Origin of the sequence: Bartonella sp. SD1336NMGDW (assembly GCF_042193565.1) — a bacterium.
Lineage (GTDB): Bacteria > Pseudomonadota > Alphaproteobacteria > Rhizobiales > Rhizobiaceae > Bartonella > Bartonella grahamii.
Genome location: NZ_JBHILW010000007.1, coordinates 1 through 14,708 on the forward strand (window position 1 = coordinate 1; position 14,708 = coordinate 14,708).

Annotated in this window: 9 protein-coding genes and 3 pseudogenes; 8 read left to right on the plus strand and 4 right to left on the minus strand. The window is 35.6% G+C overall.

Annotation, left to right across the window (positions count from 1 at the left end; translation table 11 throughout):
• Positions 1–333 precede the first annotated feature (333 nt).
• Positions 334–693, minus strand: a pseudogene (locus tag ACFIKH_RS05275) (helix-turn-helix domain-containing protein).
• A 1,242-nt stretch (positions 694–1,935) separates the two neighbouring features.
• Between ACFIKH_RS05275 and ACFIKH_RS05280 the strand changes: the two are divergent.
• Complete coding sequence (locus ACFIKH_RS05280) at positions 1,936–2,781, plus strand: TIGR01459 family HAD-type hydrolase (RefSeq protein ID WP_375649537.1); 846 nt, start codon at positions 1,936–1,938, stop codon at positions 2,779–2,781.
• Positions 2,781–3,782 (plus strand): bifunctional riboflavin kinase/FAD synthetase, encoded by a 1,002-nt coding sequence (locus ACFIKH_RS05285; protein WP_375671133.1) that lies wholly within the window; start codon positions 2,781–2,783, stop codon positions 3,780–3,782. The genes ACFIKH_RS05280 and ACFIKH_RS05285 overlap by 1 nt, the downstream gene beginning before the upstream one ends.
• Before the next feature lie 1,656 nt (positions 3,783–5,438).
• Here the strand turns inward: ACFIKH_RS05285 and ACFIKH_RS05290 are convergent.
• Both ACFIKH_RS05290 and ACFIKH_RS05295 read right to left on the minus strand, forming a co-directional pair.
• Entirely contained in the window at positions 5,439–5,768 is a 330-nt protein-coding gene (locus tag ACFIKH_RS05290; RefSeq protein ID WP_375671135.1) for a TIGR01244 family sulfur transferase, read from the minus strand.
• Between the two features lie 346 nt (positions 5,769–6,114).
• Positions 6,115–6,223, minus strand: a pseudogene (locus ACFIKH_RS05295) (integrase); the annotation flags it as partial.
• 510 nt (positions 6,224–6,733) lie between these two features.
• On the opposite strand from ACFIKH_RS05295, the gene parA reads away from it, so the two are divergent.
• The 6 genes from parA (at position 6,734) to ACFIKH_RS05325 (ending at position 13,765) form a co-directional block, all read left to right on the plus strand.
• Positions 6,734–7,363 carry a ParA family partition ATPase gene (gene parA / locus ACFIKH_RS05300; RefSeq protein ID WP_015856698.1) on the plus strand — a complete coding sequence of 210 codons (630 nt, stop codon included), beginning with the start codon at positions 6,734–6,736 and terminating at the stop codon, positions 7,361–7,363.
• Entirely contained in the window at positions 7,360–7,590 is a 231-nt protein-coding gene (locus tag ACFIKH_RS05305) for a plasmid partition protein ParG (protein WP_015856697.1), read from the plus strand. Before parA ends, ACFIKH_RS05305 begins: the two co-directional genes overlap by 4 nt.
• Before the next feature lie 1,121 nt (positions 7,591–8,711).
• Complete coding sequence (locus ACFIKH_RS05310; RefSeq protein WP_375627161.1) at positions 8,712–8,948, plus strand: EexN family lipoprotein; 237 nt, start codon at positions 8,712–8,714, stop codon at positions 8,946–8,948.
• 187 nt (positions 8,949–9,135) lie between these two features.
• Positions 9,136–9,405 (plus strand): EexN family lipoprotein, encoded by a 270-nt coding sequence (locus ACFIKH_RS05315; protein WP_375671138.1) that lies wholly within the window; start codon positions 9,136–9,138, stop codon positions 9,403–9,405.
• Positions 9,406–9,408: 3 nt separating this feature from the next.
• The gene (locus tag ACFIKH_RS05320; protein WP_375627169.1) at positions 9,409–9,627 is read left to right on the plus strand and encodes an EexN family lipoprotein; all 219 of its coding nucleotides are present in this window, start codon (positions 9,409–9,411) and stop codon (positions 9,625–9,627) included.
• A 3,733-nt stretch (positions 9,628–13,360) separates the two neighbouring features.
• Positions 13,361–13,765 carry a flagellar protein FlgN gene (locus ACFIKH_RS05325; protein WP_273788300.1) on the plus strand — a complete coding sequence of 135 codons (405 nt, stop codon included), beginning with the start codon at positions 13,361–13,363 and terminating at the stop codon, positions 13,763–13,765.
• Between the two features lie 669 nt (positions 13,766–14,434).
• Here the strand turns inward: ACFIKH_RS05325 and ACFIKH_RS05330 are convergent.
• A pseudogene (locus tag ACFIKH_RS05330) lies at positions 14,435–14,673 on the minus strand (integrase arm-type DNA-binding domain-containing protein); the annotation flags it as partial.
• Between the last annotated feature and the right edge of the window lie 35 nt (positions 14,674–14,708).

Consider the following 14,708-nt stretch of genomic DNA (forward strand, 5'->3'; position numbering starts at 1 on the left):
CGTCCACAGCGAAGAAGGGGCTAATTTTTTAAAATCCGCATGAATGCTTATTCTGTTGTGCTGTAAAAATATCATCGTTTGAGGTGTGGTGTAAGGTATAAAAACTTTATGCATGGGGTGTTTTGATAAGAGAGTGTAGTGAATATTCAAGAGAGGGCTTTCTTGTATAATTTTGTGAAAGGAACCATATGAAATGTGAAGCCGAAAGGGAGCTGTTTTTGAGAAGTTGGATTGTGTATCAACCAGTTTGAGGAGGGATTTGCATCCTTTGATGTGTGAGAAGGAAGCCAAGAACAGAGCGTGTAGCGCCCTATACCCATGTTTTTAAAGGTTTTAATTTTGATCAGAAATTAATTTTAAAATTGCTTTTTGTTTGACAGATGTAAGAATTCTAAAACTTTTTAAAAGCAAATATTCCTCTTTGCTCGCTACAATTTCATCATGATGATACGGGATGTGTTTTTTTGTGATGATATCAGCGTAAAAAAAGGCAATAGGGACATCTAATATATCGGAGATTTCCTTTAAACGTCCTGCGCTCACGCGATTTAAGCCTTTTTCATACTATTGGATTTGTTGGAAAGTGGTACCTAAATGATGCCCTAATGTTTTTTGAGACATTTTGAGCATTTTTCGCCTAAAGCGAATTTTTTTTCCTACAAAAAGATCAACATTAAGATTTTGAGTTTGCATTTGCCCCCTCCGGTTGCGAGCGCCCTCGCATTGGTATTCTGGGAGCTTGAAAACACTGAACCCTAGTCAGCATTCTGCTTTTAGTGCTTGGAGCACCTGGACATAGAAAAATCTCCCGGAATTCCGGGATACCCACACACTGGGTTTATTTTTACGCTAGGGTTTCGGGTTTTCAAGGCCCTATTGATCGTTGCGTATACGACCAAAACATTTTCTAATTAGTAAAGTAATTTTAGAAGATTGACAATAAAAATAGTTTTTCTTGAGACGGATAGATTTTTTTAAATAGGAGGTTGTTTGCCTTTCAAACTTTTAAGGTTTGCTTACTAAACTCACGTTTTCAGATTCGCTTTTTACAAAGGTAAACCTTGGTTTTTAAGCTCAAGGCACCGCCTATGGTGCTGTTCTTAACCAATAACCAAAATGGCTTGTTTTGATGCGTCTGAGATATCATGATGATAGGGGAAAGCTTTTATGAGTAAAGAGCCCTCATGCAAAATAAAATCAAAACAGAATAGATTTGGTTGTTGTATATTCACATGTTTGTTTTAAGAAGATATTTCTCAATGTTAGCGCCCATTTCACGAATGGCGTTTTGTAAAGTGTATAACGTAAAAGCTTCGATGAATGGGATAAAAGCTATATTTCTATCTTTACTGAAAAAAAAGATGCTTGGAGGGCACATACTCTTTGTCAGTTTAAAATATTACGACAGTTTTTACCTTTGAAAGGGAGGATAAAAGCTATTTTTTCTCTCTTCACGTGTTTTTATTTATACGCTCATCCTGCTTATAATGTGCAAGCGAATAGTTTTGATTGATTCAATATCAACAGATTTGAAATGAGAAAAGATATTTTGGTTTCTCATTATGTATGAATAATAAATTATTATTATAAATCAATAATTCTATACTTAGGGAAGCGTTTTTTTAAGGAGTTTTTTTGTTCGTTTTAAAGAATGTGCGTGTTTTAGATAAAAAACTGTATCAACGCAGTTATTGTTAGAATTAAAGTTTTTATGAGAAAAATGAGCATTGTGGAATGATAAGCTTTTGATATAAAGCGTTTTAGAATTTTGCACAACTTAACGATAACTTATTTATTTTGTCATTTCTTATGATTGCTATAAGCGATGCAAAGTTGGAATATGGTTTCAGAAAGCAGATGACACAAGTATTATCTTTCGGTAAGTAGTTTTGGAATAAAAGACAGCTTTAAATGATAAATAAAGATAGGTGCACCATGAATGAACTTACCCATATTGAGACTATTATAACGCGTTATGATGCTGTTTTTTGTGATGTGTGGGGTGTTGTGCATAACGGTGTACATGCATTTGAACCAGCGTTGAAAGCATTGTATAAAATTCGACAAATGGGAAAAAGTGTTATTTTATTGACCAATTCTCCTCGGCTACGGGAAGATGTTTCTGCTCAATTACAAAGCATGAATGTTCATCGTGACTATTATGATGCCATTATCACTTCAGGGGATGTAACGCGCGATCTCATTCGGACTGCTCCGCGTAAAGTTTTTTTTATTGGTTCACAACGTGATTTGGTGCTGTTTGAAGGGTTAGAGTGTGAATTTGTTGAAGAATGGGAGGCTTCTGTTGTCGTCTGTAGCGGTTTTCTTGAAGATTTTGACGAAGAACCCTCTGCTTATGAGGAGATGTTTCTTCGCATGCGGGCGCGGAATTTACCTTTTATTTGTGCTAATCCTGATGTGATTGTCCATTATGGAAATAAAGAATTTTGGTGCGCTGGTGCATTGGCGCGTCTTTATCAACAATTAGGGGGGGAAGTACGCATTGCTGGAAAACCTCACGCGCCTATTTATGAGTGTGCCTTTGAAAAACTTCAAAACATTCGTGGAATTGTGGAAAAAAGTCAAGTTTTAGCTATCGGTGATGGTCTTTTGACAGATATTAAGGGGGCAGCTCATTTTGGTCTTGATGCCCTTTATATTATGGGGGGGATTCATCATTATGATTATGCGCAAAATGGTGTGGTGGATAAGCAAGCTTTGCATTCTTTTCTTGAACGTCATGGTTATAAACCACAAGCAATCATGTGGGCACTTCAGTAATGGCTAATTTTTTGCGTCTTCAGGGGACTCACATGTTTCCATCGGCTTGGTGGGGAGCCGTGTTGGCACTTGGAAATTTTGATGGTGTTCATTGCGGACATCAGATGGTGTTGCAAAAAGCGCTTGATTTCGCGCAGATAAAAAAGAAACCAGCAGTTGTTTTAACCTTTGAACCACATCCAAGAAGTTTTTTTCAACGTTCAGCTCCTGTCTATCGTTTGACAGAGGCAGCTGAAAAAGCTGAAATTTTTAAAGTCCTTGGCTTTAATGGCGTGATTGAACAGCCCTTTGATGCGCACTTTGCCACGCTTTCAGCGGATGAATTTATCAAATCGATTTTAAAACAGGTTTTTGATGTTTCAGCTGTGGTGACAGGGGAAAATTTTCAATTTGGTCATCAGAAAAGTGGAAATTCACATCTTCTTTGCCAAAGGGGAAAAAAATATGGATTTGAGGTTGTGCAAGTTCCTTGTGTTTCTCGTCTTCAAGATTCAAAACAGTTGATTATTTCCTCTAGTTTTATTCGACAGCTTCTCTCACAAGGGAACGTAGAAAAAGCGGCTCATTTGTTAGGGTATCACTATCGGATATGCTCCAATATTATTCAAGGCGATAAACTTGGACGTCTTTTGGGATTTCCTACCGCTAATCAAATGTTGCCTTCCCAAGTTCGCTTGGCTCATGGTGTTTATGCGGTGCGTTTACGTCGTGCGAACGGTGTTTTGTATGATGGTGTTGCAAGCTTTGGTTGTCGTCCAACGGTTGTTAAAGATGGTGCGCCACTTTTGGAAACCTATTTGTTTGACTTTAATGACGACCTTTATGGGGAAAGCTGTACCGTTTCTTTTTTGCAGTTTTTGCGAGGACAAGAAAAATTTGATGGGCTTGAACCCTTGATTGCACAAATGCACCGTGATGAAAAAAAAGCAAAAGAAATTCTAAAGACAGCACAACCATTATCAAAGTTGGATAGGCTTCTTACTTTTAAAAATATGCCCTAAACTTATCTGAAAAAGAGAGAAGAGCCGTAAAAATAGCACTTAAAGTGATTATAATCACAAAGATATATTCCAAAACATCGTGGAATATATGTTTTTTCCGTTGTTGAGAGGAAGAATCGAATATCTGAATATCTGATTTTGGCATTATCTTTTTCAAAATTCATTTTATGGCTTTTCTTGTCATTCAAAAGTTTACTGCTTGTTTCTTTCTGATCGGTTAAAACCCATCATAAAAGATGCAGTAAAGAATAAGCCCCAGCCTATTCGGCAATAATAGACGTGAAGAGGGAGAAAGGCTGTTTTTTAAATTTCTTGCGATTTTAAGCTTATAGTTTGATAAAATTTAATCGATGACTCTTTTATAATGATATTGGGCTTATCTAAAACCTTACGTATGTGATGTTTGATATCATATGATGAATATTTAAAAAAGTTCGTTTGTTGAGTCTTGTGAAGTAGAGCGGTGGACAGCAGCTGTTTTGTGCTAACTAATTACGTAAATGAGAATGAAGCTGATGTAAAATGCTTTAAGTCTTGTTTCTCTCGTATGTTGTGACAGGAAATTCACATTAAGGAGACTACGATTGATTGCAGATAAAAAGAAATCATTGCGAGAAAGCAGGTGTACTTGTTTCAAAATTTCTAATGCTTTTGATGATAAAGGTACAACTTTGTTGTCCTAATACGTAAATGTTTCAAATTCTCAAGCAACGAATTGTCCATATATCTCCTTTGTCTTTCACAAATATAACACCTATAATGTAGCGGGAAGGCAGTCTTGTAAGGATATGAAAACGCAACGCCAATAATGTATTGTTGTTTTTTGAATAGGATCAAGCCCCATAGGTAAAATAAAATGCTGGAATATACTTGTTTTGCTAATTTACGCGCTTGTTTTAAAGAAATATCTCTCAACGCTTCCATATCCATTTTCACGATGGCACTCATGAATGGTATCATGCAAGCTCCGTTGAGTGCTATCATCTTTATGTCTAATAAAAGGGTAATCCGGCATCATCAGTTATATTGACAAGCCTTCAGTTGCTGTACAGCCTTGGTTATTTGAGAGCGTTTATGAGAGTTTTTTTTAAACTCGTTTTATTTCACACGAACACTTCCTGCTTGTGACATATAAGAAAAACGCTTTTGATTGTTTCACTATCAATAGACTTAAAATGAGAGAATCTTACGGTATTAGGGTTTCTCATTCAACGTGCAAAATAATTAATTACTATAAATCAATATCTTATAATTAACCATAGATGATGGCTTACGGCTTTTTTATAAAATACTCTGCATGCCTTTTATCCGGAATATGGGGGTTTTCTTAGTGGTTTTACTGTGGTTTTAGGTATCTGTGGCCTACGAATGAGCTCGTATTGGTAAAGGATAAGAAAAAGGATGTGGAGCAGTGATAAAAGGTGAGGTGAAAATAAATTTGCTTGATCATCATATGAATTTTCATGCATTTTTATGGCTCAGGTGCGCATGTTTGTTGTATATTGAGAAGCAAAGCTTGCTTGTAGAGTTTTATGAAGTGGCAAGCCAAGGAAAAGGCGCAAGACAAAGATTATTGCCAGATTGTTTTTTACAGATCGATGTGTATTTAAGATTCTTCATCTTTTAAGGCGATGAGGAAGTGTATGAAACCTATGTTTAAAGACGTGCCAAACGATAAAGATGCAGCGAGCGTGCTCCTTGATGGCAATAGGCGAGAAGAGGCAGAGAGGCGGTTTTTAAAATTGTTTGCATAGCTTCAACAGCTGACTGTTCTATAGTTGGAGGAGAAATGGGAATGTGATAGGCTTTTATGCCATATTCATTTGCGACCGTTTTAATGCTAGAAAAGTCAGGTTGATGAAGCTCCTCGTGATCGGGGCGGTTACAGATAATTGTTTTAAAACCAGCTTGTGCTAATGTTTTGATATTTTCTATGCTAATTTGGGCGCTGATAAAAATATCAGGTTCAATTTGTTGTAAATTCATTTTTTATTCTCAATTGCACGACCTTCATGATACCCTCTGGTCTGGTATATAAAAGAACATAATGAAGGTAAGTTTTTCAATGGCATCTTAACAAAAATAATCTTTTTGTCGAGAAGATCTATTTGGGAAAAATGAGTTATAAGATGCAAAATATCTCACTCTGCCATATGTTCGTTATTCGATCTTATGCAAGACGGCTGTTTGGTTTTTATGGATGATCCATTGTGTTTACCCAGCATAGACATTCCATTGTGTTGCTTGTTCACACGCTTGCTATAGAGGTATCTTTATTTCTCTTAAGCCCATTTTGCCCTGTTGAGCGTAAAGAGTATAAAATTCATGGATCACCACCCTCTTTACGCTTATGAAGAAGTAAGCTGGCACCATTGTTATATTTGCCAGCCCCCAATGTTATACTAAAGTCCTTGGCTATTGAGACGGTTCATAAGAAGCATTTTAAATCCTTTCTTGTATAGTTTTTACTCACACGCCAGCCCTGCTTGTAACGTACACAGAGACATGATTTTGATTGATTTAGGCTCTCTCATTCAACGTGCAAAACAATGAATGCTCCTTATAGTTTGTTGTATATTCAGAGTGGAGCTTATTTGTAGAGTTGCATTAAGTGGACTGCATGAAGGGAGAAGCTCAAAAGGCAGGCGCGAGATAATAAGCTGGATCATTTACAGAGCATTGTTTACAGATTGATATGGATTTAAGAATCTTCGTTTTAGGGTGGGGGAAGAAGAGTGTGTCTCTTGTTTAAATTTATTTTTATTATTCTCAAGAGCATCATCTTCATAATGTTTTTGCTCATGCTAAAAGAATATTATAAAGACAAAATTGCGGGCTGTCATTTTTATCCTAAAAATAGGAGAAATGGTTATTTTTCACGTATTGGATGCTTGCTTCTTTTATTACTTTCTGTATAATCGTAAAAACGATAATGCTGAAAGGCGTAATAAATGATCATTGGACTTTTGAATCAAAAGGGAGGCGTAGGAAAAACTACGTTGAGTGTTAATCTTGCGGCCAGTTTTGCGCGTACCGGTGCACGGGTATTGCTTATTGACGTTGATCCACAGGGGAGCGCATTGGATTGGGCTGCTGCGCGTGAAGATGCACCTTTGTTTTCGGTTATTGGTTTACCACGTGCAACGGTTCACAAAGAGATTACACAGATTGGTCATGGTTATGATCATATTATTATCGATGGTCCTCCGCGTGTGACTGATCTTGCTCGTAGTGCTCTTATGGCTTCGGATTTGGTGCTTATACCTGTTTTGCCTAGTCCCTATGATATTTGGGCAGCAGATGGAATTGTAAAGCTGATTGACGAAGCACGTGTTTATAAAGAAAATCTTAAATCTGCTTTTGTTATCAATCGTAAAATAGTCAATACAGCGATAGGGCGTGATGTGAACGAAGCTCTTGGCATATACCCCGTGCATGTTCTTTCTTCTAGCGTTGCGCAGCGCGTGATTTTTGCAGAAGCAGCAGCACAGGGGAAGGCGGTTTATGAAGTTGATAAGCAAGGACCAGCAACAGCAGAGATTGAAGCTGTTGCAGCGGAAATCAAGGAGTTAGCGCGATGAATAAAAAAATTAAAATCGGCACGAAACCAACGAATAAATCAATTCCTTTAACGGCGGATGCATGGGTAGGAAGCCCCAAAGGGAGCATGAGTGGAGGTATGAAGCGCCTCACGATTGATATACCAGAAAGTTTGCATCGATTGATTAAGGTAAGTTGTGCAAGTCGTGGAACTAAAATAGCCGATGAGGTGCGCGAATTGCTTTCACAAAAATACGGAAAAGTGTAAAAAATGATATATGATAATAAGTTTTCGTTGGTTTGAATGCTTTTTCTAGAGATGATATCGGTTGTTTTTATACGAAGTTAATAATATAAGCGCCTTTCTTTTTTCACGAGGGCTGCTTCATTTAAGTTGTTTTTCATAAGGTTCTGTATCATCTCATGAAAGAGCGATGCGTTTGCGAAAAATTCTCTGTTTCAAAATTTTCCCTATAAATGTGATAATCATCATACTTCTTGTGATCTTATCTGTTAGATGAATAGATAAGTGTACTCTTCTAAAAAGATTGTCTTGATAATGATTTTAAACGTCAGATTATTTTTTTGTTTATTTTACTTAATACATGCGTAAATAATGTAATTAAGAGTAGCGTTAATTATTTTTTTTGTTATGCAGCGATTCATTTTATTAAATTATATTCATGTTTATAAAGGGGGATAAAAAAATACATAAAATTTACTGATATTGGCGCGCTATAAGTTATTCCTAATAAACAAAAGAAGTCATTGAGCATATTATAGACAATATTTCTTACATTTATATGATTTTATAGTCTTAAATAGTTAATACCAGTCGTAATGGTACGCAAGGAAATAGGTTTTTTGCTTCAATTGGAATGTATAAGATCGCTTTTTTAGCATTTCTATTGGCTTTTAAAAAGTGCAGGGGGGACTTAAAGTTTTCTTTCTTTTCCGGTGGTTTAAGAAATGATAAGAGCGCAATCAGTTGGTTAAAAGGTGTATTCTTTCGTTTGCAGGGAATTTGCAATGGATATAGGCATTACGAATTTTTGATAAGATTTTGTGCGACTTCTCATGATGAAGTGGTTTTTGAAAAATGCCAAGATATCAAAATTACTGCTGAAGTTTAAATACTTCAAATACAAAGAGCAGCCGTGCAGATAATGCTACAAATGCAAGCCTGATAAATAAAAGCAGTTTTCATGATTTAACATGTTTGCGTTGCAAGTGTGCGTATTTGCAAAGGAAAGTTAGACGCAAGGTCACAATATAGGAGGGGATGTGAATCCAAAGATATTGTTAATAAAATATAAAACAAAGAGAGGGGTTAAATCATGAACAAGATCATTATAACAGCGCTGTTGCTTTGCACGGGGCTTGTTACTGTTGGTTCACGAAAAAAACTACAGTGTTGAGGAATTTAAGAAAGATAAAAAATTGATGCAAGAATGGGGAAAGAAATGCGATAAAATGGGAGGATCTGCTTTTGCAACCAAGAGTTGTCAAAATGTCATGCAAGCCGATATTGAACTTTTTCAAGAGCATTATAGAAATCTTGCAAAGCAACTTCGTGAAAGTGGCAAAAAGGGGAATGAAACTGAAAAAAAGCAGGACAACAATTAAATCATAAAAATATATTGATAGCGGTGTTTTTCTTTGTACGCGATTTATCATCATAGGTTGGAAAAAATTGCGTACAGAAGTTGATTATAAAATTTTTGAAAATGCACAATGAACCGCATGTACAAATTTAATGGGTCCCTAAATTGTGTCCTAAACTTTGTAAATTTGAAAAAAGGGGAATTTATTGATGAATAAAGCGACTATTGTAGCATTGCTGGTTTGGATTGGATTTGTCGTTGCTGGTTGTGAAAAAACTTATAGCGTAGCAGAGTTTAAGAAAGATCCTAAATTACTCGAGCAATGGGCAATGAAATGTATGATATCAGGGAGTTTAGATTCTCAAAATTGTAAGAACGCAGATAAAGCGTATCGTGAAGTTCATGCCCGTGATTGGCCTGGTGCGAGCTTTGTACACGATGACGAGAAAAAAACTGAAGATAAAAAGGAGGGAAATTAAATCATGAATAAAATTATTATCACAGCATTGCTGGTTTGTACTGGACTTGTCGTTGCTGGTTGCGAAAAAAATTACAGCGTAGCGGAATTCAAGAAAGATAATACATTACTCGAAGAGTGGGCAAAAAAATGTGAAAAGATGGATCGATCGTCTATAGAGAAATCTAAAAATTGTCAACATGCCAGACAAGCCTATATGGAACTTATGTTTGGCATTAATTAAAAACTTAAAATTCAATAAATTACTCTATCAATAAGGAATTTGCTAGTTATTGATTCTATTTTGTTTTTTAGATTCTCTCTAACTTTTAGAGAGTCTTTTTATGGCTTCAAGAATTAGTCGTTTACGATCTGTACTCTTTATGTAAACGGATGCTATACTGTCATTTGTCTAGCCAAAAAGTGCTTTTAATTGTGATAGTATTGCATCCGAATGAGTTGCTACGTGTTACTGCTAATTTTTCAAATTATGCGCTGATTGTTTAATGTCTTGGTTGCATGTATTTAAAACATGAGATTAAATTTACCTTTGGGGTGTTTTGCTGACTTTATCACAAATAAATGTTTCATCACACTAAGACCGGCTTTAAGCGTTGCGGCTAATTTCGAAAAAAAATTGGGAGGAAACATCTGTTTTGAATTTACTTTTCTCTATTTTAATAAAGAGAAAAACATTCTGAATGGAATTATTATCGTTTTATATTCAAATGTTTTTCTCAAACTATTTTTAAAAAATTGCTTTTGATTTGAGAATATTATAGCATTAGTTAAGACGTGAGGCAGTTTTTCTAGGACGGTTTTGCTGGATGTGTGAGGAATTGAGCGCTCTTCCCACCGTTTCATTTTTTCCCTCTCTTTTCTGAGTTTGCAAGGTTTTCCCTTGTTATTTTTTTATCTTAATTGTGTTGTAATATTATCATGTTGAGCGGTGGAGCTTATGTAAAACTTTATGTATGAGTTTTTTTTGTTCTCGAGTGTGTGATGAATGTTTTTTGAATAATACTTTGATTTATAAAAATAATTTAATTATTTTATGTTGAATAAGGATCTCGTCAAAATCTGTTCTAGGTTGAATCAATTAAAATCATCTACTTTCACGTTACAAGCATGGAGGGTCCGTATGGATAAAAACTGTTGAAGAAAGAAGTAAAAATGCTTTTTTGAACTATCTCAAGTACTAAAGGTTTTGTTTGCAACATTTGGTGCTGGAAAAGTGTGTGATGGTGCTGGTTTATTCCCTCGCAAGTGTATGATGATGGTGTTCAATGGATTTATCAAAAGTTTCTTGAAATATTCCTTTAGAATTGTGATATGCCCTGAAGGGAAGAAGCAAGAGGAACTTACTCAATGAGGAGACAAATTATTTACAGATCGGATTTGGTAGAAAATTTAGTTCTTTAAGGCGGGAATGAAGTTGAGATTCAAGTAGCATGAAAAGACGGAAACTGATGGTTAAAAATGCATACAAAAAGCAGAGTTAACATTTAAATAGTTGCAAGCGATGTTTGAAATTGGGTGTGTGATTTATCTGTAGAATTAAAATTTTGCTTTGATCTTATGTAAAATTAAGATGATCGTTTGAGAAAATTACAAAAAGCCAAGAGAATATGCTTAGTATATTTCTATTACGAGAACTAAAATAACAACAAAAGCATTCATGGTGATAATCAAGGTTAAATAAAGCACAGCGGCTTTTACGAGATCAGCCATAAAAACCTCTTTCTGTTCTTTTTGAGGTGATTTTATGAATAACAATATGTTATAATCTGTAGTATATGTTGATATAAGTAGTATATGTTGATATAATATATTAGGCAAGCTTAGAATCTTTCCTTTTTTATAAAGGCTTGAGGAATTGGAGCACTGTAAATCCTAAAAAAGAAAGTTTTAAAGAGAATATTAATTGATTTCGTAGGTTTATTTATTGAGCCTTTCGTTTAAGTGAATCACATGAGTGGAAAGTCAAGAGAAGATCGCTTGACAAAAATTCAGACTGCGTACAGAGCAGATTGAGTTAAGATCTTGGTGCTTTAAGGTGCGCGGAAGAAGACAAAAATGTTTTCTGATCGTTTATTTCATAGCAAGATTGGTTAATGTTGCTCTAATGGGCATGTTTTGCACAAAAGAAAAGAACGTTCCAAACAAAATATACTTATGTTGTATATTAATATATTTGTATTGTACATTTATGTACGTGTAAAAAAATATCTCTCAATGCACACGACAAATATTTTACGATGACACTCGTAGATGGTATAACAGTAAAGTTCTCGTGAAATAATATAAAATCTATAGAATGCTCCCATCTTTACACTTATGAAAGAGCAAGTCACTGTCATCTCGTACGCTTGCTTTCAATGTTTACTATAGCCCTTGGCATTTGAGAAGGTTCATAAGACGCATTTTTCTTTTAGTGTATTTTATCAACACATCAGGTTGTTTTTTGTGATGTGCAAGCAAGTGATTTTAATTTATTCAACATGGAATAGATTTGAGATGGGATGATTATGAAAGAGAAGAGCTGCATTTAGAAGATTGAAAATGAGAGAAAGTTCGTAACAAAAATTGTACCTTTATTATAAAATGATTGTTTCTATGTTTTTATACCAGTAGCACATGTAAAGCCGCGATATTAAGAGAAAACTGTGTTATGGAGTGAAATAATCTATAGGAAGATGCTGTGGAAATTCTGAAAATATCAATGTGGGGAGCGTTAAGCATTATGCATTGGATAATATTTTGATAGATAATGATAATCTATCGTTATTCAATTTGAATTAGAGTCCTGAATACCGTAATTTTTTTCATTCCAAATCTGTTCGAGGTTTAATCAACCAAAACCATGTCTTTTGCAGTTACAAGTGGGGAGGGTCCATGCGGAGTGAAACTGTACAAGAAAGGCATGCTTTTTGAACCGCACTTAAATGTCAAGGATATCGCAACATGAGGGGCTAGCAAAATATGTGATGGTGCTGGCTTGCTTCTTTTATTAAGCGTAAAGATGGACAGTGCTCAATGGATTTTATACACGTCATGGGGGATTTATCATTATATTATTCATGGGCCACGGCGCGAAATAGGCTTGGGTACACTTAAGAGATGTTTCTTTAAAACAAGCGCGTGAATATGCGATTGAAGACGTATCGAACTTGATTGGCTAAGAAACTCTTGAAAAGGTTCAAAAAATCTTATATAGTCGTTCATTGCAAAGAAAAGCGAATGATAATTAAAAAAAGGGAGATTGATGGCTGTTTAGCTATTCTAAGATGTCTTTTTTTATATTGCTGTATGGCTGATCTGTTCAAAAGAGCGTTCTTTTTGTTTTTTATGCGAAATACTGCATGTGTGCAGAAAGAGTACGGGGGAGGGTGTGTCTTTTTGAATGGGTGCAAACTAATTTTGTAGGGTGCCATCTTATGGGGTGCCGGAAGGTATGCAAGTTTAGGTGCAGAGAAAGCCATAAGGTTATGGAGGGTAAGATGCTGCTATCGTTAAAATGCTGAGATTTTTAATGAGCTTAAGTCTTTGATATGCTGCAAGATATGCTGTGGGTTTTTGTCGGCAGGTGGTCTTTTTATGGACAAAGTTCTCGTGAGAGCGTTGTTGTTTTCTGTTGAAGGCGTGCTGGTGACGAAATAGGCAAAGGAAATTGGCAAGGCGAAATAGACCAAAATAGACAGAGCAAATGTAGGATTTTCAATATTACTGCGTAAGGTTTAAGTTTATAGCGTTTTGGTGAATTAGTATAGCCGCAATGATGGTTTTGGAGCAAAGCAAGAAAAATACTTGAGAGAATGCGTTGAAAGTTGAAGTGGTATACGCTTTGAAGGATTGTCGTGCTGTTGTTTGAGCGATGTTCGCACCACGAGCTTTATTGAGTGTATCAGCATTGAAGAGAACCTGTTTAATCTCCCTCATTTGAAAGATTAAACAAGAGTGTTGAAGGGGAAGTAAAAATGTCTGTAGTGCAATATGGTGATGATAGTTTTGCATCAAAAGCAAAAGTTCTTGATAATAATCTTATTGATCGTGATTGGGCGATGACAAAATTTGTTGCTGCTGTTAAAGGATTAGCTCAAGTTGTTGATTATGAAAGCAATATGCTAGAGAGCAGTGGTGTTCCAGATTACGAAGAAATAAATTTATGTAAAATACGTGGTTTGCGTGATCTTAATAAATCCATGAGCGATGTGAAGCGCTACATGAATCAAGATATTGAGCATGAAGTTGAAAGTTTGTTGTCTGATTTACAAGAAAAATTACAGCGTAATAGTGAATTGCTTCAGACGCATTTAAATGCAGTTAATGATCTTTCTAGAGCTATGCAACTATCTGGACGCGTAAAAGAAACAGAGGAATGATTCAAATTTGATGAATATTGGCTGTTCTAAGTGATGACAATGATTAGGTAGATCATGTTTATTTGGATAAATAATGCGTTTAGTGAGTAGACTTGTTTTAAGCGCATTTGGGTATTTAAATTATTATCCTGTTGTATTGTAAAATGCTGTTCTTAAAACAGTGTCCTTTAAGGTGTAGTGATGTGAACCGCATGCTGTGGGAAGCTGGCTGAAAGAGGACTAAGAGAAGGCGGATTATTTACAGAGTATTGTTTGCAGACTGAGTTAATAGGGAGCTTCACTTTTTAGTTTAGCCCCCCCCCGATCAAGAGAATATTTAGACCAGCCCGTGATGCCTTAAAAACAGCTTACTTGGGGCTATGGTAATTAAGGTTTTATGCATTAGTCTTTTGAGAGTATGTGATGAATACTGCCTATAAGCCTTATGGAGTACTGTCCTTTGAAGTGTGGTGATACGAAGCGGTTAGTTGTTTAAATCTATATGTTTGAGACAAAAATTAAAGTGGTTTAATATTTTCTTCTGCTGTTTTTAGTTTTTGTATGTCAGATTGGAGAGAGCATCCAGATTTGAGTGAATATATTGCGTATACCTTTGTTGGCGTAATATTTTAAATGGGGAGGCGATCTTATTGGGAAAGAATAAAGGGCTAGAAATCAGCTTTTCTCTGTACCAGCATCCTTTAATTTAGCTTTATTTTTTTCAAAAGAATCTAAAGCACTATCTGTTAAATGATGAAGATTACGCATTATTTCACGCTTCTGTTTCTCTCGTTCTTTAATGGGGGCACGTCCCTCATGTAAAACAGAACGTCATTGTGTTGCCAATTCACGTGCTTTTTTAAAGAAATATTTCTTAAGGCACCTAATCCCATTTCACGGTGGTGTTCGTGAATGGTATAATGGTAGATTCATTAAGCACCACGATCTTTATGCTTAATAAAAA

Coding starts and splice junctions, on each gene's coding strand:
- ACFIKH_RS05280 (WP_375649537.1), top strand. CDS start 1,936: ATGAATGAACTTACCCATATTGAGACTATTATAACGCGTTATGATGCT.
- ACFIKH_RS05285 (WP_375671133.1), top strand. CDS start 2,781: ATGGCTAATTTTTTGCGTCTTCAGGGGACTCACATGTTTCCATCGGCT.
- ACFIKH_RS05290 (WP_375671135.1), bottom strand. CDS start 5,768: ATGAATTTACAACAAATTGAACCTGATATTTTTATCAGCGCCCAAATT.
- parA (WP_015856698.1), top strand. CDS start 6,734: ATGATCATTGGACTTTTGAATCAAAAGGGAGGCGTAGGAAAAACTACG.
- ACFIKH_RS05305 (WP_015856697.1), top strand. CDS start 7,360: ATGAATAAAAAAATTAAAATCGGCACGAAACCAACGAATAAATCAATT.
- ACFIKH_RS05315 (WP_375671138.1), top strand. CDS start 9,136: ATGAATAAAGCGACTATTGTAGCATTGCTGGTTTGGATTGGATTTGTC.
- ACFIKH_RS05320 (WP_375627169.1), top strand. CDS start 9,409: ATGAATAAAATTATTATCACAGCATTGCTGGTTTGTACTGGACTTGTC.
- ACFIKH_RS05325 (WP_273788300.1), top strand. CDS start 13,361: ATGTCTGTAGTGCAATATGGTGATGATAGTTTTGCATCAAAAGCAAAA.